The sequence below is a fragment of the Streptomyces sp. NPDC025618 genome (genome assembly GCF_055558795.1).
In genome coordinates, this window is sequence record NZ_JBVHLW010000008.1 from 145,189 (window position 1) to 165,364 (window position 20,176).

A 20,176-nucleotide genomic window follows, 5' to 3' on the forward strand; every position below is an offset into this window, starting at 1 on the left:
GCTTGACGATAAACAGGGTCTTGCGGACGGACCGGACGCGCCCCCTCGGACACCCTCACGCGCGTCACTCTCACACTCCGAGCTGCAGGCCGTCAGGCGCTTCCTCGACCATGCCGAGCCCCATCCTGCTGATCCGCACGGCGAACGGCTGCTCGGCGATACGCAACCCGGTGAACCGCAAGGCACCGAGCGGCGCGGTCTGGAGCGGCCGGACCGCCACGGATCCGGCAGGCACGTCGGGACGGACACCGGCGAGCGCGGTCAGCAACTGCACCGCACCAGCAGCCGCGACGGCGGCCGGCCGACAAGCCGCCGGGTGCGGCAGCGGCATGCTGCCAGTGGTGCGCTGCTCCCCCGCGTACATCTCCGGCAGACGGTGACCGAAGGCATCAGCCGCGTCGACCACGCCACGCAGCAGTGCGCCTGCTTCTCTCTCATAGCCCGCCGCCGCCAGTCCCGAGACCGCGACCGCGGTCTCGTGCACGCGCACGGCGCCGCTGCGGTGCCCGAACGGATTGTGTCCGGGCTCCTTCGCCCCCAGGCTGCGCAAACCCCAGCCCGAGTCGAGCGCGGGCCCGCCGAGCAGCCGGGCCAGTTGCTCGGTCTGCACCTTGTCGAGGAGCCCCGGGGCGTACACCCCGGCTCCGAGCAGGCCCGTGTCGAGGAGATGAGCGGCGGCACTCCCCAAGTGCGGTATCCGCCGCCCCTCGGGGGTGAGGGCGGCGGCCGGACGGCCACCACCCCGGTCCTCCATCCAGAAGTCCTCACGGAACCGCCGGCGCAGTCCGGCCGCCCAGCTCCGCCAGCTCTCGGCTCCGGGCCTGCCGTAGGCCTCCAGCAGCTCCGCGCCCAGGAGGGCGGCCCTGTGCGCGTGGGCCTGCACTTCGCAGCGGTACGGGCCCCGGGGCAGGGGGTCGGCGAGGTATCCGTCGTCGCCCGCTGCCGTGCGCAGCCATCCCAGGCACCGCTCGGCGGCGGGCAGCAGCCCTTCCGTCTCCCGGTCGGGCAGTCCCCACCTCCTGGCCTCGGCGAGCACGACGGGGAACAGCAGGGTGGCCTCGATGCTCGTGCACCCCGGGGGCAGGTGCGCTCCCGCGTGGCGCAGCGCGCCAGGGATACGGCCGCCGTCCGGGCCGGGGCCGGGGAGCTGGGTGCGCGCCAGGGCGCGCAGCGTGCCCGCCGCCAGTCGGACGCCGAGCGGCAGCGTCATACGGGCCGCCCACAGCCCCTCGGCGGGAGCGAGGCCGCAGCGCCAGGGGACTCCCGCGGCGAGGTGGGCGTCCCCTGGGTACGCGGGGTCGCGTACCAGCAGGGCGCGGAGATCGTCCAGGGCGGCGGCGAGCAGGCTCCCAGCTCGTGGATCATCACCGTCCGCCTGCGCGTCGCCCCAGCAGGCCGCGCCCGTTCTGCCCCAGGATGCCGATGCCTCGGGCGAGCGCATTGCGCCGTGCTGCTCCGCGAGCACCCGCAGCTCGATGCTCCGGCTGCTCCCCGGGGCCACGTCGACGTCCCAGCACAGCAGTCCCGCGGAGGCCAGGGTGTCATCCGGCGGAGGGTCGGCCATGACCGCTGACTGGGAGCCGGGCACCGACCACCGCAGCCCGGAGCCATGCACGGCGGCGGGGACTTCGGCTCCGGTCAGGCCAGCCGCTACCGCGCCCAGTTCGGCCAGGTCGGTGCCCAGCGACACCTCCACCCGGAGGCTCAGGGGGCGGACGGCGGTGCTGCGCAGGATGATGCGCTCGACGCCCTCCGCCATGCGCAGCCGTTCGACGGTGACGGCCGGATCGGGCCCGGAGTCGGCGGCGGTCCGCACCGTTCCCACGAAGCGGGCACGGTCGGCGGCGAGCAGCCGCCCCTGCACAGGCAGTGGCTCGGAGCCCCCTACCCGTACGAGGCACCGGGCGAGGAGCCGCCTGCCGCCCCGGTAGAAGCCGTCGAGGCCCTGACCGGTCATCTGCCCGTGCTCGCCGGAGATGGCGAGGGCAGGCAGCGCTACACAGATGAGCGCCGAGTGGACGGGCTGCGGGCCGTGGGCACGGAGTGCACCGGTGCGTGGGGGCGGTGCGGGGCGGCGGGTCGGCTGACCATGGGGGACGATGCCTTGCACTTGTCTGCACTCCCCTGCGGGTGTCATGGACCGGATCGACGGACAGCGTTTGCGGCCACCCGGATGAACGGCGCCGGGCCTGCCGAAGTCACGGTGCGGGGCACGCACCTCCTTTGTCGCGGGGGTCACTGGGGGCGGTCCTGGCCGCTGCGGGCGCCCTGCTCTCCCCCTGTCCACCGGGTGCGCGCCCTTCCTGCGGGACTGGTCGGTCCGCCGGGCCGGGTGTTCGCTGTCGGCCTCACCGTCCTGCTCCGGCGTCGCGTCGCCCCGCCAGCGGGCGGGGCGTCCGCCTTGGCCTCGGCGGTGATTCCCCTGCTCTCCTCATCCTGGACGGCCTGGCGCAGCGCGCGGTCGGCCTGCTCCGCGCGCAGGCAACGGCGCAGGGGTTCGGGGTCGAGGCCCTCGTTGCAGGCTCGGTGGAGGAGCTGGGCGAAGAGGTATTCCGGATCGAGGCGGAGGGCCCGCCCGAGGGCGACCCTGGCTTCGAGCTTGTCGCCGGCCGACCAGGCGACCCAGCCCGCGAGGGTGACGGGGGCGGCGGCGTGCTCGGCGTACGGAGGCACGCAGCGGCGGGCGAGGGCGCGCCAGAGCCGCAGCGCGGCCGGCAGGTCGGGGCCCTCCATCCACTCCGCGGCGCGGTCCCGTGTGACGCGGTCCTGCAATCCGATGATGATCGCCGCTGCTTCCTGAGCGGTGAGAAGGGTGTCGTCGCGGGCGTCGGCTTCCGCTCGGCCGCCGAACGCGGCGGTCTCATGGAACCTGCCCATGACCGCCCGGATCAGATCCAGCGTCTCCCGGCGCACGGTCTCGCAGTCGGCACCGCGGAGGATCCGGGGCACCAGGGCCATCGCCGCCGCGTCCAGCGCCTCCGTCTGCTCCTCGGCACGGGCTCCGGCGAGGGCTGCGTACCGCGCTTCCATCTGGCTGAGGGAGCCGCGCATCTCCATGCCGGCGTAGGTGGCGGCCGCCGCCATGACCGAGGTGCCGGGGGTCGCGAGGGGTGTTCCGTCGTCGGGGCAGCAGCGCGGATCGGGACAGCAGTAGGACCAGAAGCGGCCGTCGGAGATGCACAGCGCTTCGTGCACGGGCATGGCGAACCGGCCGCACGCGTCGTGCAGTGACCGGGCCAGCGGGCGCAGTCGCTCCATCACCTCCCGCGCTGTCTCGCCCGAGGCCGGGTCCTGGCAGAGGAAGAGGACGACGCCGTCGGGACGGGCTCCGCGCTTGTTGCTTCCGGTGACGAGGGTCTCCGCGAGCTGGTCGCAGATCTCGGGTCATTCCTCGCTGGTGTGGGGAATGCCGAGCCTGAGCCGGCCCCCGAAGCGGCCGCGCGGACCGTGGAGCGCGACCATGACGACGCTGTCGTCGGGCACGAAGCCCAGCAAATACGGCAGGGCGTCGGCCAGTTCGGCGGGGCTGCGAAGGGTGACCTCCTGCTCCGCGTGCGGGCCCGTGGGGCCGGACGCGTCGGCCGACGAGGAGAACGGGTGGGCTGAGTCACTGTGCTTGGTCATGGCCCGAGAGTCCCGCGACTGCGGGGCGGCCCACCAGCCCTGTGGATAACCGCCGCATATTGTCGTACGAATCTTGTGGACAGTGCCCCTCCCGACAGGCCGCCGTTCCCGGCGGCGCCCGCGTTTTCCACAGGTTCATGGTCACGGTCGCGCGATGTCAGTGCCCTCGTGTTGCATGGGGGCATGACCAACGAAGACCTCCGCACCTCGGCCGACACCGTCCTGGCCCGTCTCGTCGGAGACACCACGGGCGCCGCGAGACTGCGCGAGGATCAGTGGCGCGCGATCGAAGCACTGGTCGCCCACCATCGCCGCGCGCTGGTCGTCCAGCGGACCGGCTGGGGCAAGTCGGCCGTGTATTTCGTCGCGACCGCGCTGCTGCGCGAGCGCGGCAGCGGCCCCACGGTGATCGTCTCGCCGCTCCTCGCCCTGATGCGCAACCAGGTGGAGGCTGCCGCGCGGGCCGGTATCCACGCGCGCACGATCAACTCCGCCAATACCGAGGAATGGGACACCGTCCAGGCCGAGGTCGCGGCGGGCACCGTGGACGTACTGCTCGTATCGCCGGAACGCCTGAACAATCCCGACTTCCGGGACAATGTGCTGCCCAAGCTCGCGGCCGCCACGGGCCTGCTGGTCGTCGACGAGGCCCACTGCATCTCCGACTGGGGCCACGACTTCCGCCCCGACTACCGCCGCCTGCGCACCATGCTGGCCGATCTGCCGCCCGGCGTTCCGGTGCTCGCCACGACCGCCACCGCCAACGCCCGTGTCACCGCCGACGTCGCCGAGCAGCTGGGTACGGGCGAGAACTCGGAGGAGGCGCTCGTCCTGCGCGGGCCGCTGGACCGGGAGAGCCTGAGCCTCAGCGTCCTTCAGCTGCCCGACGCCGCCCACCGGCTGGCCTGGCTCGCCGACCACCTCGACGAGCTCCCGGGCTCCGGCATCATCTACACCCTCACCGTCGCCGCCGCCGAGGAAGTGACCGCCTTCCTGCGGCACCGCGGCCACGTCGTCGCCTCGTACACCGGCAAGACCGAGAACGCCGACCGCCAGCAGGCTGAGGAAGACCTGCTGGCCAACCGCGTCAAGGCGCTGATCGCCACCTCCGCCCTCGGCATGGGCTTCGACAAGCCGGACCTGGGGTTCGTCGTCCACCTGGGATCACCGTCGTCCCCCATCGCCTACTACCAGCAAGTGGGCCGCGCGGGCCGTGGAGTGGAGCACGCGGAAGTGCTGCTGCTGCCGGGCCGCGAGGACGAGGCCATCTGGAAATATTTCGCGTCCCTCGCCTTCCCCTCCGAGGAGCAGGTGCGCCGCACCCTCGACGTGCTGGCCGCGTCCGACCGGCCGGTATCGCTGCCTGCCCTGGAGCCGCAGGTGGAGCTGCGGCGCTCCCGTCTGGAGACCATGCTCAAGGTGCTCGACGTGGACGGCGCGGTGCACCGGGTGCGCGGCGGCTGGACGGCGACCGGCCGGCCGTGGGCCTATGACGCCGAGCGCTACGCCTGGGTCGCCCGGCAGCGCGAGGCGGAGCAGCAGGCCATGCGGGAGTACGCCACCACCACGGGCTGCAGGATGGAGTTCCTGCGGCGGCAGCTCGACGACGAGGGCGCCACCGCCTGCGGTCGCTGCGACAACTGCGCGGGGCCCCGTTTCACCGCCGAGGTCTCCGCGACCGCGCTGGACGCCTCGCGCGGCGAACTGGGACGGCCCGGCGTCGAGCTCGAGCCCCGGCGGATGTGGCCGACGGGAATGCCGGCGGTCGGCGTGGACCTCAAAGGCCGTATCCCCGCAGGGGAACAGGCCGCCACCGGCCGGGCCCTCGGCCGGCTCTCCGACATCGGCTGGGGCAACCGGCTGCGGCCGCTCCTCGCTCCGAACGCCCCGGACGGCCCTGTTCCGGACGACGTGGCGGACGCCGTGGTGACCGTGCTGGCCGACTGGGCCCGGGGGCCGGGCGGTTGGGCCGGCGGCGCCCGCGATGCGACCGCCCGGCCGGTGGGTGTCGTCACGCTCGCCTCCCGCACCCGGCCCAAGCTGATCCAGTCGCTCGGCGAGCACATCGCGAGGATCGGCCGAATGCCGTTGCTGGGCACGGTCGAGTACCGGGACTCGGGAGCGGACACCCACCTGCCGCGCACCAACAGCGCCCAGCGACTGCGCGCCCTGGACGGGGCGTTGACCGTGCCGCCCGCTCTCGCGACGGCCCTGGCCTCGGCGGGCGGCCCCGTGCTGCTCGTCGACGATCTGGCGGACACGGGCTGGACGCTGGCCGTGGCAGCGCGGCTGTTGCGCCGGGCGGGGGCGAAGGACGTACTCCCGCTGGTTCTGGCGGTGCAGGGATAAGCGCGTGACGGGCAGGGCGGCTGGGCAGGGATAGGGGCGCACGCCGCCCTGTGGGGGGCGCGGTGGCGCCAATTGATCGTTGCCGCGCACCGGCGCAGCCGGGAGAATCGGACGTGCTCCCGCCCCCGTCCGTCCATGGCCCGGCGGACTGCCGTGGCGGTGCGCGCCCTTGCCCGACGCCCGCCCGCGCCCGCCCATGGGCACGCAGACGAAGGGAGGATCATGACCTTCGGCTTCGCTCCGCCGCCCGCGGGCTCCGGCCCCCGGCTGGGCCGCTCGCTGGAGCCCGCCGAGTGGGCCGCGGCAGGGATCCCCTTGCTGCGGAATCCGCGCGAACTGATTACCGGTCTGCACGCACGTCACCTGCCCGCACCGTCGACGGCTGTCGTCGCCGTCCTCGACCCCGATGAACGGCTCGCCGCGAGCGCGTCCTTCGCCAGACGCCCCGCCTCGGCCGACGGCTGGGAGCTCCGCAACGCGCTCCTCGCGCAATTGCGCCAGGTGATCCCGCACGACCTCCGGCTCCGCGCCCCGGTCCGCACGGCTGTGCTTCTCTACTGCCGGGAGGGCGAGGCCCGTTGGACGGAGGAGGACGGTGCGTGGATGTGGGGCCTGCGTGATGCCTGCACCCTGCACGGCCTGCGCTGCGGCGCGTACATCACACTGACCACGAGTGGCTGGCAGATACTCGGCGAGGGGCGCAGCGGGCGGCGTCCGCGTTCGCCCGTGTACCGGACTGCGCCACCGGCATCCGGAAGCATGGCCTCCGAAATGCGGCACGCGCCGCACAACGGCCGCCCGACGGACCGGCCCGTGGGCGGCGGGCCGGGCACGAACCCCGCGGTCACCGCTGCCTCCAAGGCCGGGTGACCGCCGGGTTCACGCCTCAGACGCCTGCCGGGAGCAGGGAGTTGACCCGCTGGGGGTCGGCGCAGACGATCAGCAGCGCATCGGCACGGTCCAGGGCGGCGGGCAGCGCACCGTTCACCACGGCGTCCGCGCCACCGTTGACCGCGACGACCACAATCGGGCGGCGCCCGACACGGCCCGCCTCGGCGCTCGCGTAGAACACGTCGTCGCGGGCGTCGTGCTGCGCCCAGTAGGACGCCTCACCGAAGGACAACTCGTGCACGGCCCAGGGGTGCGGATCGCCGGTGGTGAGCACCAGGATCTCGCCGGGCTCGCGGCCGCTGTCGAGCAGCAGGTCGACGGCCTCGTCCGCGGCGTCCAGCGCGCCCTGCGCAGAGGCGGGGATCAGCTGGACCTGCGGAGCGGCCGCCGGGGCCGGGGCAGGTGCGACGGGGGCCTGGGCCGGCGTCACCGCGTCACGCGGGGACGGTACCGGCACCGGACCACGGTGGGAGCCGGGGCTGCCGGGCCGCGCCGGGACCGGACGGGGGCCAGGGACAGGACGGGGGGTCGGCGCGCCACGGCCGGGGGCCGGAACTGCGCGGGGACCCGGGACACTCTCGGGAATCTGAGGCTCCTCGGGGATGAGAGGCATGAGTTGATGTTTATCAAACGCCTGTGCGGGATGCATCGGCGGGTGGCGGCCGGCGCCGCTCAGAAGTCGAAACCGAGTTGGCCACCGGCCTCCAGAGCGAGTGCCTCAGGAGTGCTGCGCACCCGCTTGAGGTGCTGCCACCTGGGCAGCGCGTCGAGATAGGACCAGGACAGCCGGTGGTGCGGGGTGGGGCCCAGCGCCTCCAGGGCGGCGCGGTGCACCGGCGAGGGGTATCCGGCGTTGTCGCCGAAGCCGAAGTCGGCGCACTCGACGCCCAGTTCAGCCATCATGGCGTCCCGCCGCACCTTGGCGATCACGGAGGCGGCGGCGACGACCACGCAGGACTGATCGCCCTTGATGACTGTGCGGACCCGCCAGGGATCGCCGAGGTAGTCGTGCTTGCCGTCGAGGATCACCACGTCGGGCCGTACGGGCAGGGCGTCCAGGGCGCGGGTGGCCGCCAGTCGCAGCGCCGCCGTCATACCCAGTTCGTCGATCTCCTGTGGGGAGGAGTGCCCGAGCGCGTGAGCGGTCACCCAGGTCTCCAGCTCACCGGCGAGCGCCGTGCGGCGCTTGGGGGTGAGCAGTTTGGAGTCGGTGAGCCCCTCCGGGGGCCGGCGCAGACCGGTGACGGCCGCGCATACGGTGACCGGTCCGGCCCAGGCTCCGCGGCCGACCTCGTCGACTCCGGCGACGACCTTGGCTCCGGTCGTGGCGCGCAGGGAGCGCTCGACGGTGTGGGTAGGCGGTTCGTACGGCATGGCGCCAGCAAGCGTACGCCCCCGGCTCCGGCCCGAGTAGCCCCGCCCCCTCCCCTTTTCGTCTCTTCTTTCTGTCCGGTCAGCTCACAGCGGCCGGCAGCCAGCCGGGCAGCGCTTCGACGCGCTCCAGCCAGCCCGCCGGCGGCGCTCCCCGCTCGCCCGCCGCGACCACTCCGCCGACGATGGCGCAGGTGGTGTCCACATCGCCGCCCACCTGCGCGGTCGCCCAGAAGGCCGACTCGAAGGAGCCGAGGTTCCGGGCGGCGGCCCACAGCGTGAAGGGCACCGTGTCATGGGCGCTGGTGCGGCGGCCGCAGCCGAGGACAGCGGCGACGGTGTGCGCGTCGCCGTAGTCGAGCATGTCGCGTGCGCGCCTCAGCCCGGCCTGGACCGCGCTGCGCGGCACGAGTGCGATCACGCCGTCCAGGAGCGCCTCGGCCGTGACGGAGCCGGGTGCGGCGGCGATCGCCGCGGCGGCGGCCACCGCCATGGTGCCGGCCACGGCCTCGCGGTGCTGATGGGTGGTGTACGCGGAGATCTCGGCCTGGTGCGTCGCCTGCTCCGGGTCGTCCGCGTACCAGGCGCCGAGCGGTGCGATGCGCATGGCGGCGCCGTTACCCCAGGAGCCCTGCCCGTTGAACAGGGCGGCGGCCAGCTCCCGCCAGTCGCCCCCTTCCCTGATCAGGCGCAGCATGCGGTTGACCGCGGGGCCGTAGCCGCGGTCGAAGTCGTGGTGCTCGGCGAAGGAGCGGGCCAGGGCGTCCTGATCGATCCGGCCGTGCCCGGCGAGCACGGCCAGCACCGAACAGGCCATTTCGGTGTCGTCCGTCCACTGCCAGGGGGCGGGCGGCAGTTCGCGGCGCTTGAGTGAGGGGTAATGGGCGGGGACGAAGAACTGGGACCCGAGGGCGTCACCGAGAGCCAGCCCGCGCAGGCTCCTCAGAGCTCGGTGGAATCGGTCAGCGGTCATCGCAGCGAACTCTAATTCCTTTCCAACGGCGCGGTGGCCCCGGACAGGGGTCACGGGGTTGTTCGAGTGCCGAGGGCCGCGACGCCTAACCGGTGAACCCGTACGGTTCGGGGGTGCACCAGCGCTCGAACGGCCGGTTCAGGTGGTACCGGCCGTCGGTGCCGAGGATCAGGGCGCGGGTCTCTCCGTTGCCCGGGTTCGACAGGCACTCGAATTCGGCCACGGTCCAGTGCAGCCACCGCATGCAGAACAGCCTCATGGTCAGCCCATGGGTGACCAGCAGGACGTTCGGCGGATGGCCGGGGTCCTCGAAGCTGCGCCACAGGCTCTCCAGGAACGCTCCGACGCGGTCGTACACATCGGCGCCCGACTCGCCCTGGGCGAAGCGGTAGAAGAAGTGGCCGTAGGCGTCCCGGTACGCCTTCTGGCGGCGCACGTCCGCGGGGTCCTGCCAGTTGCCCCAGTCCTGTTCGCGCAGACGCGGCTCCTCGCGGACCCGGACCCGGCCCGGGTCGAGCCCCAGCTCGTGGAAGGTCTGGTGCGTACGGCGGTAGGGCGAGACGTAAGCGGACACCTGCTCGTCCCCGAAGAGCTCGCGCAACTGGACGCCTGCTTCCCGGGCCTGCTTGCGGCCCTTTTCCGTCAGGCTCAGGGCGTGGTCGGGCTCCCGTTCGTAAACGGTGTCGTCGACGTTGCCCACCGACTCGCCGTGGCGGATGAGAACGATGCGTCGGGGCCGTGGCATGCCGCCACCCTAGATCGAGCGCGAACCTCTTGCCGCACGTCACCCCTCGAACAGAGGGCGGCCTCCCCGTATCTCGCAGCGGCGTCCGACGAAGCGGCTGGTCAGCAGCCGGTCGTGGGAGACCACCACCAGAGCACCCGGCCATTGCGCCAGCGCCTGCTCCAGTTCCTCGACCAGGCCGAGGGCGAGGTGGTTGGTGGGCTCGTCGAGCAGCAGCAGGTCGGCCGGGCGGGCCAGCAGGCGGGCGAGACCCAGGCGGCGACGCTGCCCCACCGAGAGCGAGCCGACGGGCACATGGAGATCCCGCTCCAGGAAGAGACCGTAGGAGAGCAGGAGCTCACGGTGCGCCTCCTCGTCACCCGGGAGCTCACGTCCGAAGGCGGCGAGCAGCCGCTCGGCGGGCCGGCTCACGGCTGTCTCCTGGGGGAGGTAGCCGACGCGTCCGCGGCGGCGCACCGCGCCGGTGCCCGGCTCGGTCACCCCGGCCAGGGCCTTGAGCAGCGTGGACTTGCCCGCGCCGTTGGCACCCTGCACCAGGATCCGCTCCCCCGCGTGGATCCGGAGTGAACCGACAGCGAGCCGGTCTCCGACACGCACATCCTCCATCTCGACGAGGACGCCGTCGGCTCCTCCCACCGACGGACGCGCGGTGAAGCGCAGCGGCTCCGGTGGGCACGGCACCGGGTTCTCCCGCAGGCGGCGCAGCCGTTCCTGGGCGTTGCGCACCCGGCTGGAGACCGAAGCCTGCACCCGCCCCTTGTCCCGGTCGTACGCCATCTTGTTGCCGTCCCTCATGGCCCGGCCGGGAGCGACGCGTTGCGCGGTGGTCACGGCGGTCTCGGCCAGCGTCTCGGTCTCCGCCACCCACTGCTCGTACGCTTGCGCCCAGCGGCGCCGGGCCGCCGCCCGCTCCGCCACGAATCCCGCGTAACCGCCGCCGTAGCGGACGAGGGTTTTCCGGTCCGCGTCGACCTCGACCACCGCGGTGGCGACGCGCTCCAGGAAGACCCGGTCGTGGGAGACCGCGAGGACGGTGCCGGTGTGGGCCCGTACGGCGTCTTCGAGCCAGGTCAGTGCGGCACCGTCGAGGTGGTTGGTGGGTTCGTCGAGGAGCATGACCTCGGGTGCGGCCGCGATGAGGCAGGCCAGTCCGAGCCGGGCCTGCTCGCCGCCCGACAGGCTGCCCAGCACCCGCTCCCGTCCGATGTGGGCGAGCCCGAGCGCGTGGAGCGCCTTGTCCACCCTGGCGTCCGCCTCGTAACCGCCGCGTCCCTCGAAGGCGGTGAGCAGTTCCCCGTATTCGGTGAGCCCCTGAGGTCCGGCGGACTCCAAACCGGTCTCGAGCTCGCGGAGGCGGCGCTCCATGGTGCGCAGCTCCGCGAGCGCCGCGTCGATCGCGTCGCCGACGGTGCGGTCCGGAGGAAGCGAAAGTGTCTGCCCGAGGAGGCCGACCCCGCCCTCCGCCGCCGCCACGACGGTGCCGTCGTCGGGCTTCTCGGCACCGGCCAGCAGCCTGAGCAGGGTGGACTTGCCGGCGCCGTTCTCCCCCACCACGCCGATGCGCTCACCCGGCCGCGCCGAGAAGGACACGTCGTCCAGGAGGTGCCTGTCTCCGCGGGACAGGGAAACACCGCGCAGGGAAAGCTGGGTGTGCATACAGACCTCCAGGGGAATCGGGCCACGGGCAGGCGCGCCACCCGCACAACGCGGGCGACCGAGCCGCAAATGCGACTCGAGTTGCGTTACTCTCAGCATGGCACGACCCCGCCCACTAACGCAACAGGAGTAGCAATTGCCGTCCGATATGTCACCCTCCCAGGCCCCTGGCACCGTCCGCCCCGGCGGGCGCACCGCGCGCACCCGTGCCGCCGTCCGTGACGCAGTCCTCGCGGGGCTGGTCGAGACCGGCTACCCGGGCCTGACGGTCGAGTACGTGGCCGAGCACTCCGGCGTCCACAAGACGACGCTCTACCGGCGCTGGGGCGGAGTCGAAGGACTCGTCGCGGACGCGCTCGAGCTCGCCGGCGAGGACAACTGGACCCCGCCCGACACCGGGTCCCTGCGGGGCGATCTGCGCGCCCTGACGCAGGAGATCCTCGACAGCTTCGGCGACCCCGCGGGTGCCGCCGCCCCTGCCGCCTTCATCGCCGCCGCGTTCCAGTCCGCGCGCGCGGCGGACGCCCTGCGCGCCTTCTACACCGAGCGGTTCGCGCGCTGCGCGCCACTGGTGGAACGGGCCGTCGAACGTGGCGAGGTACCCTCCGGGACCGAACCGGGCGCTCTGATGCGAGCCGCCTCGGCCCCGCTCTTCTTCCGGCTGTTCATCAGCCGGGAGCCCATCGGCACGGCCGACGCCGACCAGGCGGCTGACGCGGCACTCGCCGCGGCCCGCACAGGGGTCTACGCCCCGCGCGCCTGACGCCGGGCACGCCCCGGCGCCGCTTCGGGCACGGCGGTCACACCGTCCAGGACGGCTCTATCGCGACGATGTCGCCGCCGATCGCCGCGACATCCGCCTCGGTCTGCGCCCGCAGGGCGAGCCGCTCCAGCCGGTCGACGCGGTATTTGCCGTACTCGGCCCCGGAGTTCCACATCGACAGCACCAGGAACTCCCGGCCGGGCGCCTCGCCGAACACACCTCGCAGCATTCCCGGCGAGCCGGCCATGGCCGGGTTCCACACCTTTTCCTGCATCAGCGTGAAGTGCTCGACCCGGTCCTCACGCACACGGCAGTGGGCGACGCGCACCACGTCCGCGTCCGCGAACTGCGGCCGGAAACCTACTTTTACGTCGCACCGGTGCTCGAACAGCCGCACTTGGATGTTCTTGTACGTGCCTGCCTGCGCGGCCGCCAGCCTGTCGTGGGACCGCGCCATGAACGAGTCGTAGAACGCCCTGCTCTCCCAGAAGCCGAAGAGGTGCGCCACCTGGGGGCGACCCCTGCTCCAGCCCCCGCCCTGCCCCCGGAATCCCGGTTCACCGAGCAACCCCGCCCACTTCCGCTGCCCCCGCTCGAAACCACGACGGTCCACCACAGTGCAGCGAATCCACTTGACCAGCACCGCGCCATCGTACGGCGCGGACAGCGGCGCGTAATCACGTCCCGGATGAGTACACCCGCGCGAGCGTGCCGGCATCCACCTCTCTGAGCTCGATGCAGAACTCCCGCTTCAGCGGTTCCACCAAGTCCTCGTCTTTCAGCAGCTGTTGCACCGTGGAGGCACGGAAGCACACCATCGGGAACGGTGAGCGGGGCGGGCTCCGGCGTGCGCCGGGATTCGCCGGCCGCCGCTCCGCGCCGACAGCGTTCAAGCCGAATCGGCACTCCGCCTCGGGTCCGGGCCTCACACCCCCGCGATCATCCGGCGGGCGCGAGCAACACTGCGGCGGCGTCCCGCGCCCGGAGGGCGGCACCGGCTTCTCCGGTGATCGCGGCGGTGGTGATCGCCCCGTCCATGAGCACGGCGAGCTGGTCGGCCAGCCGTTCCGCGTCCTCGGCGCCGGCCGCACTGACGAGGCCGAGGAGATAGCCACGCACCTCGGCCTTGTGGTCACGTACGGCATCGGCCACGGCCGTCGATCCCGCCCCCATCTCCCCGAACGCGTTGATGAACGCACAGCCCCGGAAGTCCGGTTCGGCGAACCACGCGTGCAGCCACTCGAACACCGCGAGCGGCCGGTCCTTCGCGGACCGGCGTTCCACATGCCCGGCGAGCATGCCGCGCCAGTGACGGTCGCGACGGCGAAGCCACGCCTCCACCAAAGCCTCCTTGGAGGGGAAGCACTGATAGAGGCGCTTGAGCGAAACACCGGACGCGCTGCGGATCCGGTCCATGCCCACGGCCTGTACGCCGTGCTCGTAGAAGAGCGCCTCGGCGGCATCGAGCACCCGCCGCTCGCTCTCGGCGATATCCATGTCACTCCCGACTGGCGAAGAGAACGTTCGTTCTCTAGGCTACGCGACAACTGCGAGAACGCTCGTTCTCCATTGGCAGGAAAGGCAATTCCATGACTCAGCGTCCGCCGCTTCCGCCGTTCGACGAGGAGACCGCCCGAGCCAAGGTCCAGGCCGCCGAGGACGCCTGGAACTCCTGCGACCCGGATCGGGTCACCCTGGCCTACACCGAGGACTGCGTCTGGCGGAATCGGGACCGCTTCCTCACCGGCCGCGCGGAAATCCGCGAATTCCTGCGCCTCAAGTGGGAGAAGGAACGTGACTACCGCCTGCGCAAGGACCTGTGGTCCTGGGGCGGCAACCGCATCTCCGTGCGCTTCCGTTACGACTGGCGTGACGCCGACGGCAGGCAGTGGGTCAGTTTCGGCAACGAGCAGTGGGAGTTCGACGCCGACGGCCTGATGTGCCGCCGCGAGGCCAGCATCAACGATGTCCCCGCCGCTGAATCCGCTCCGGGGGCCCACGCCCAGGATCTGTACCTCTCCGCGGCACCACGCGAGCGGACCGGCTGAACCGCGGGCGGATGCCATCGCGTCCGATGCGTCACCGAGGGTGGCATCAGCGGCAACGAGCGTGAAATCCTTGGGAGTCAGGGACGCGAACTCGCGGCATCCCGCCCGGCCGTGGCCCGGTTCCGTACCGTCGGCACTTCGCACGGGTCCTGTGCGGCATCAGACGAGTTCCGAGGAAGGGGAGCCTGGTGAACGGTCTCAACAAGGGGATAGAGAAAGTCGAGGTGACGCTCAAATGGGACCCGAGCCCACCCGGCACTCCCGCCACCGACCTCGACCTCATAGCCGCGACGTATCCCGCGACCGCGCCCTACGGAAGCCCCGCGTATCTCGTCTACTTCGGCAGCCGGGCCCCCGACGGCACCATCACCCTCAGCCGGGACAGCCGCACGGGCCAGGGCCTGGGCACCGACGAGGCGATGACGCTCGAACTCGACCGGCTGTCGGATGAATACGGCCGGGTGGTGGTGGGCGTGGCCATCCAGCAGAACGCCGGACGGAAGACCTTCGGCGAGGTGACGAATACGGGCATACGCATCACTGAAGACCGCTCCGTGCTGGCCGCCGAGGATCTCACCGCCGTCGCGGCGTTCACCGCCGCGACCGTCGGGGAATTCATCCGGGACAGCTCGGGCGCGTGGGCATTCCGCAACGTGCTGCGTGGATTCGACGCCGATCCCACGGCGTTCGCCGCGATGATGGGCCGCCGCTGATTCCCGGCACATCGGCCGGAGCGCAGAAACGGCCAGGCGGAAAGGCGTCCCCGAAGGGAGCCTTTCCGCCTGGTCACGTCATACGGTGCGCGCCGTCCGGCGCTCGCCGTCAGCTGCAGCCGCTGGTGGAGCCGCAGCCCTCGCAGAGGTAGCAGCTGCCCGCGCGGCGCATCTTCGTGCCGCAGGAGAAGCACAGCGGAGCATCGGCGTTCAGGCCGAGCTGCATCTCCACCAGTTCGGTGCTGTTGTGAGCCTGCTTCGGGGCCGGGACGGCCGCCGCGGGCTGGGCCGGGGCCTCCGACTGGGGGACCTCGACGTGACGCGGCGCCGACTGGGCGAGGCCCTCGACGTCGACCTCGTCGTCGGTCGGCTCGTACGAACCGGTGTCCAGGTGACGCTGGCGCTCCTCGGCGGAGTGGATACCCAGGGCCGAGCGCGTCTCGAACGGCAGGAAGTCCAGCGCCAGACGGCGGAAGATGTAGTCGACGATCGACTGCGCCATCCGGACGTCCGGGTCGTCGGTCATGCCGGCCGGCTCGAAGCGCATGTTGGTGAACTTCGAGACGTAGGTCTCCAGCGGCACGCCGTACTGCAGGCCCACGGAAACCGCGATGGAGAAGGCGTCCATCATGCCCGCGAGGGTCGAGCCCTGCTTGGACATCTTGAGGAAGACCTCGCCGAGACCGTCGTCCGGGTAGGAGTTGGCGGTCATGTAGCCCTCGGCGCCACCGACCGTGAAGGAGGTGGTGATGCCCGGACGGCCCTTGGGCAGACGCTTGCGGACCGGGCGGTACTCGACGACCTTCTCCGCGGCGGGAGCGGCCTCGGGCGCCTTGGCGGCCTCCGCGTCCTTCTTCTTGGCGGAGAGCGGCTGGCCCACCTTGCAGTTGTCGCGGTAGATCGCGAGCGCCTTCAGACCGAGCTTCCAGCCCTCGAAGTAGACCTCCTCGACCTCCTCGACGGTGGCCGACTCCGGCAGGTTCACCGTCTTGGAGATGGCACCGGAGAGGAACGGCTGCGCGGCGGCCATCATGCGGACGTGACCCATGGCGGAGATCGCGCGCTCACCCATGGCGCAGTCGAAGACCTCGTAGTGCTCGGTCTTCAGGCCCGGGGCGTCGATCACGTTGCCGTGCTCGGCGATGTGGGCGACGATCGCCTCGACCTGCTCCGGCTGGTAGCCCAGGCGCTTGAGGGCCTTCGGGACCGTGTTGTTCACGATCTGCATCGAGCCGCCGCCGACGAGCTTCTTGAACTTGACCAGGGCCAGGTCCGGCTCGACGCCCGTGGTGTCGCAGTCCATCATCAGGCCGATGGTGCCGGTGGGGGCCAGCACGGAGGCCTGCGCGTTGCGGAAGCCGTTCTTCTCGCCGAGGCGGACGACGTCCTGCCACGCCTCGGTCGCCGCCGCCCACACCGGGGTGTCCAGGTCGTCGGCGCGCGGGGCGACGGCGTTGGCGTCAGCGTGCTGCTTCATGACGCGCTTGTGGGCGTCGGCGTTGCGGGCGTAGCCGTCGTACGGACCGACGACCGCGGCCAGCTCGGCGGAACGCTTGTAGGAGGTGCCGGTCATCAGCGAGGTGATGGCACCGGCGAGCGCGCGGCCGCCGTCGCTGTCGTACGCGTGGCCAGTGGCCATCAGCAGGGCGCCGAGGTTGGCGTAGCCGATGCCGAGCTGGCGGAACGCGCGGGTCGTCTCGCCGATCTTCTCGGTCGGGAAGTCGGCGAAGCAGATGGAGATGTCCATCGCCGTGATGACGAGCTCGACGACCTTGGCGAAGCGCTCGGCGTCGAACGACTGGTTGCCGTTGTCGTCGTCGCGCAGGAACTTCATGAGGTTGAGCGAGGCGAGGTTGCACGAGGAGTTGTCCAGGTGCATGTACTCGCTGCACGGGTTGGACGCGGTGATCCGGCCCGTCTCCGGCGAGGTATGCCAGTGGTTGATCGTGTCGTCGTACTGGATGCCCGGGTCGGCGCAGGCCCAGGCCGCCTCGGCCATCTTGCGGAAGAGGCCCTTGGCGTCGATCTCCTCGATGACCTCACCGGTCATCCGGCCGCGCAGGCCGAACTTCGAACCGGTCTCGACGGCCTTCATGAACTCGTCGTTGACACGGACGGAGTTGTTGGCGTTCTGGTACTGGACGGACGTGATGTCGTCGCCGCCCAGGTCCATGTCGAAGCCGGCGTCGCGCAGGGCGCGGACCTTCTCCTCCTCCTTCACCTTGGTCTCGATGAAGGCCTCGACGTCCGGGTGGTCGACGTCGAGGACGACCATCTTGGCCGCGCGGCGGGTGGCGCCACCGGACTTGATCGTTCCTGCGGAGGCGTCGGCGCCGCGCATGAAGGAGACCGGACCGGAGGCGTTGCCGCCGGAGGAGAGCAGTTCCTTGGAGGAGCGGATGCGGGAGAGGTTCAGGCCGGCGCCCGAGCCGCCCTTGAAGATCATGCCCTCTTCCTTGTACCAGTCGAGGATCGACTCCATGGAGTCGTCGACGGAAAGGATGAAGCAGGCGGAGACCTGCTGGGGCTGGGCGGTGCCGACGTTGAACCAGACCGGCGAGTTGAAGCTGAAGACCTGGTGCAGCAGGGCGTAGCTGAGCTCGTGCTCGAAGATCTCGGCGTCCGCCGGGGAGGCGAAGTAGCCGTTCTCCTCGCCCGCCTTGCGGTAGGTCTTCACCACTCGGTCGATCAGCTGCCGCAGGCTCGACTCGCGCTCCGGCGAACCGACCGCGCCACGGAAGTACTTGCTCGTGACAATGTTGACCGCGTTGACCGACCAGAAGTCGGGGAACTCGACGCCACGCTGCTCGAAGTTGATCGAGCCGTCGCGCCAGTTGGTCATGACGACGTCACGACGCTCCCAGACCACCTCGTCGTACGGGTGCACGCCGGGAGTCGTGTGGATGCGTTCGATGCGCAGACCCTTGCCGCCCTTGTCCCCCTTGGAGCGGGAACCTCGTGCCGGGCCGCTCGTCGTCTCTGTCATGCCGCCTCCCTCTACGGGCAAAACGCCCTAATGCGCCTAATTCTTCCGTGGCGCGGATGTCTGTCGTTCACCCGGGCGCGCGGAGCGCGCCGGGCAGGTCTGTGGTTGTCGCCGCTAGTCGGCGGCGGTGGCGGGCGCCGGAACCTCGGGGCTCCCGACGCGCTCACCGGTGGCCGTGACGGGCCGCTGCTCCCGGAGCTCCGCGACGGCGGCCTCGAAGTCCTCCAGCGAGTCGAACGCCTGGTACACGGACGCGAAGCGGAGATACGCGACGAGGTCGAGATCCCGGAGAGGGCCGAGTATGGCGAGGCCGACGTCATGCGTGGAGAGTTCGGCGCTGCCCGTGGCCCGCACCGCCTCCTCGACACGCTGGCCGAGCTTCGCCAGGGCGTCCTCGGTGACCGGCCGGCCCTGGCACGCCTTGCGCACCCCGGAGATGACCTTGTTGCGGCTGAAGGGCTCGGTGACCCCGCTGCGCTTGATCACCATCAGTGACGCGGTCTCGACGGTCGTGAACCGGCGGGAGCAGTCGGGGCACTGGCGGCGCCTGCGGATCGAGCAGCCGTCATCGGTGGTCCGACTGTCGACCACACGGCTGTCGGGGTGCCTGCAGAAGGGGCAGTGCATGGCTCTCCACCCTCCTCACCCTCATAGGACTGTGCACGATCTTCGACTTCGACGGCCCCTTTTCAGGGGCCTCGTGAAGCAGCCCCAAGCATAGGCGATGGCCGCGGGCCGGAATGACCAGCGACGGCCGTCGACCACAACTTGTGGGTAGCCGCCGCAATCAAACCACTAGATCTGGTGCCGGGCGGCGAAGCTCGCCGGAGGCGTGTCGCGCCGTCCGAGCAGACTTCGAGCCTACGCGAGCGACCCGCGCGACGGCCCCGCGGGGGCTTTGGAGACCCACGGATGACACACTGGCCACCGGCGTCGCGACCTCCGCGCACCAGTCGCGCCCGGCCGCCGCGGACCGCCGCCTCCGGGGAGGCTTCCGCCGGTCGGCGTCCGATCCGACGGGATCCGTGAAGTCCGTAGGACTTCGCACGGAAGGTTACCGTAATAGGTCGAATTGATCTTCAGCCCTACACCCTCTCGCTTGATCACGTCAGGGAATCTTCGATATTTCACTCGAACGTGTGTTTGGCGCAACCTTTCGAAAGCAACTACCGTTGTCCAGCTAGGGAGAACATCTCGAGAGGGGCCGACGTGACCACCACCGCAGACAGCGCCACCATCACCGCCCAGGACCGCTCCCAGAACCGACTCGACCAGGCACACCCGATGAATGACGCAGCCATGAACGCCGAGGGGCCCAAGCCCGCTCGCGCCCTTCCCGGACGACCTCCAGGAATCCGGGCCGACAGCTCGGGCCTCACCGACCGGCAGCGGCGGGTGATCGAGGTCATCCGGGACTCCGTCCAGCGCCGGGGCTATCCGCCCTCCATGCGCGAGATCGGCCAGGCGGTGGGACTCTCGAGCACCTCCTCCGTGGCCCACCAGCTCATGGCCCTGGAGCGCAAGGGCTTCCTCCGCAGGGACCCCCACCGCCCCCGCGCGTACGAGGTGCGCGGCTCCGACCAGCCCAGCTCGCAGCCCACCGACACGACCGGCAAGCCCGCGGCCTCCTACGTGCCCCTGGTCGGCCGGATCGCCGCAGGCGGACCCATCCTCGCCGAGGAGTCCGTGGAGGACGTCTTCCCGCTGCCGCGCCAATTGGTCGGTGACGGCGAGCTCTTCGTCCTCAAGGTGGTCGGCGACTCCATGGTCGAGGCCGCGATCTGCGACGGCGACTGGGTGACGGTGCGTCGCCAGCCGGTCGCGGAGAACGGCGATATCGTGGCCGCGATGCTCGACGGCGAGGCGACGGTCAAGCGCTTCAAGCGCGAGGACGGCCATGTATGGCTGCTCCCGCACAACGCCGCCTATCAGCCCATTCCTGGTGACGAGGCCACCATTCTGGGCAAGGTGGTAGCGGTGCTCCGCCGGGTCTGAAGGCGTCGCACGACCGAGCCCCGGGACCACTGCGCCGGTTCCGGGGCTCGCCTGTGCCCGCG

Annotated in this window: 16 protein-coding genes and 1 pseudogene; 6 read left to right on the forward strand and 11 right to left on the reverse strand. The window is 71.4% G+C overall.

Translation table 11 applies throughout. From position 1 onward, the window contains the following. Positions 1-70 precede the first annotated feature (70 nt). Positions 71-2,137: a glycogen debranching N-terminal domain-containing protein gene (locus ACZ4A5_RS10750; RefSeq protein WP_467581071.1), complete on the reverse strand. Its 2,067-nt coding sequence runs from the start codon at positions 2,135-2,137 to the stop codon at positions 71-73. A 98-nt stretch (positions 2,138-2,235) separates the two neighbouring features. Then, a pseudogene (locus ACZ4A5_RS10755) lies at positions 2,236-3,624 on the reverse strand (DUF4192 domain-containing protein). A gap of 183 nt (positions 3,625-3,807) precedes the next feature. On the opposite strand from ACZ4A5_RS10755, the gene ACZ4A5_RS10760 reads away from it, so the two are divergent. Next, a complete protein-coding gene (locus ACZ4A5_RS10760; protein ID WP_467581074.1) occupies positions 3,808-5,973 on the forward strand; it encodes a RecQ family ATP-dependent DNA helicase in 2,166 nt (721 codons plus the stop codon). A gap of 222 nt (positions 5,974-6,195) precedes the next feature. Then, positions 6,196-6,843, forward strand: a complete 648-nt coding sequence (locus tag ACZ4A5_RS10765; RefSeq protein ID WP_467581077.1) for a hypothetical protein — start codon at positions 6,196-6,198, stop codon at positions 6,841-6,843. A 16-nt stretch (positions 6,844-6,859) separates the two neighbouring features. On the opposite strand, the gene ACZ4A5_RS10770 is transcribed toward ACZ4A5_RS10765, so the two are convergent. The 5 genes from ACZ4A5_RS10770 to abc-f all read right to left on the reverse strand — a co-directional run bounded on the left by ACZ4A5_RS10770 (position 6,860) and on the right by abc-f (position 11,609). Beyond that, positions 6,860-7,477 carry a hypothetical protein gene (locus ACZ4A5_RS10770; protein ID WP_467581080.1) on the reverse strand — a complete coding sequence of 206 codons (618 nt, stop codon included), beginning with the start codon at positions 7,475-7,477 and terminating at the stop codon, positions 6,860-6,862. Positions 7,478-7,536: 59 nt separating this feature from the next. After that, the gene (locus ACZ4A5_RS10775; protein WP_467581082.1) at positions 7,537-8,238 is read right to left on the reverse strand and encodes a ribonuclease HII; all 702 of its coding nucleotides are present in this window, start codon (positions 8,236-8,238) and stop codon (positions 7,537-7,539) included. A gap of 79 nt (positions 8,239-8,317) precedes the next feature. After that, positions 8,318-9,208 carry an ADP-ribosylglycohydrolase family protein gene (locus tag ACZ4A5_RS10780; RefSeq protein WP_467581085.1) on the reverse strand — a complete coding sequence of 297 codons (891 nt, stop codon included), beginning with the start codon at positions 9,206-9,208 and terminating at the stop codon, positions 8,318-8,320. 85 nt (positions 9,209-9,293) lie between these two features. Further along, positions 9,294-9,953, reverse strand: a complete 660-nt coding sequence (locus tag ACZ4A5_RS10785; RefSeq protein ID WP_398873491.1) for a histidine phosphatase family protein — start codon at positions 9,951-9,953, stop codon at positions 9,294-9,296. Between the two features lie 39 nt (positions 9,954-9,992). Beyond that, entirely contained in the window at positions 9,993-11,609 is a 1,617-nt protein-coding gene (gene abc-f / locus ACZ4A5_RS10790; protein WP_467581089.1) for a ribosomal protection-like ABC-F family protein, read from the reverse strand. Between the two features lie 148 nt (positions 11,610-11,757). Here abc-f and ACZ4A5_RS10795 point away from each other — a divergent pair, with 148 nt between their 5' ends. Beyond that, a complete protein-coding gene (locus ACZ4A5_RS10795; protein WP_467581255.1) occupies positions 11,758-12,372 on the forward strand; it encodes a TetR-like C-terminal domain-containing protein in 615 nt (204 codons plus the stop codon). A gap of 37 nt (positions 12,373-12,409) precedes the next feature. Here the strand turns inward: ACZ4A5_RS10795 and ACZ4A5_RS10800 are convergent, their stop codons facing one another. Both ACZ4A5_RS10800 and ACZ4A5_RS10805 read right to left on the reverse strand, forming a co-directional pair. After that, positions 12,410-13,015 carry a YdbC family protein gene (locus tag ACZ4A5_RS10800; RefSeq protein ID WP_467581092.1) on the reverse strand — a complete coding sequence of 202 codons (606 nt, stop codon included), beginning with the start codon at positions 13,013-13,015 and terminating at the stop codon, positions 12,410-12,412. A 296-nt stretch (positions 13,016-13,311) separates the two neighbouring features. Continuing rightward, positions 13,312-13,869, reverse strand: coding sequence for a TetR/AcrR family transcriptional regulator (locus tag ACZ4A5_RS10805; protein WP_467581095.1), 558 nt, complete (start codon positions 13,867-13,869; stop codon positions 13,312-13,314). A gap of 92 nt (positions 13,870-13,961) precedes the next feature. Here ACZ4A5_RS10805 and ACZ4A5_RS10810 point away from each other — a divergent pair, with 92 nt between their 5' ends. Together ACZ4A5_RS10810 and ACZ4A5_RS10815 are read left to right on the forward strand one after the other, a co-directional pair. After that, on the forward strand, positions 13,962-14,420 hold the full coding sequence (locus ACZ4A5_RS10810) for a nuclear transport factor 2 family protein (RefSeq protein ID WP_467581098.1): 459 nt from the start codon (positions 13,962-13,964) through the stop codon (positions 14,418-14,420). 188 nt (positions 14,421-14,608) lie between these two features. Next, entirely contained in the window at positions 14,609-15,133 is a 525-nt protein-coding gene (locus tag ACZ4A5_RS10815; RefSeq protein ID WP_467581101.1) for a TerD family protein, read from the forward strand. 109 nt (positions 15,134-15,242) lie between these two features. Here the strand turns inward: ACZ4A5_RS10815 and ACZ4A5_RS10820 are convergent, their stop codons facing one another. Then, positions 15,243-18,119, reverse strand: a complete 2,877-nt coding sequence (locus ACZ4A5_RS10820) for a vitamin B12-dependent ribonucleotide reductase (RefSeq protein WP_467581104.1) — start codon at positions 18,117-18,119, stop codon at positions 15,243-15,245. A gap of 114 nt (positions 18,120-18,233) precedes the next feature. Then, positions 18,234-18,746: a transcriptional regulator NrdR gene (gene nrdR / locus ACZ4A5_RS10825; RefSeq protein WP_467581107.1), complete on the reverse strand. Its 513-nt coding sequence runs from the start codon at positions 18,744-18,746 to the stop codon at positions 18,234-18,236. A gap of 582 nt (positions 18,747-19,328) precedes the next feature. Here nrdR and lexA point away from each other — a divergent pair. Then, positions 19,329-20,114: a transcriptional repressor LexA gene (lexA, locus tag ACZ4A5_RS10830; protein ID WP_361520735.1), complete on the forward strand. Its 786-nt coding sequence runs from the start codon at positions 19,329-19,331 to the stop codon at positions 20,112-20,114. Positions 20,115-20,176 lie beyond the last annotated feature (62 nt).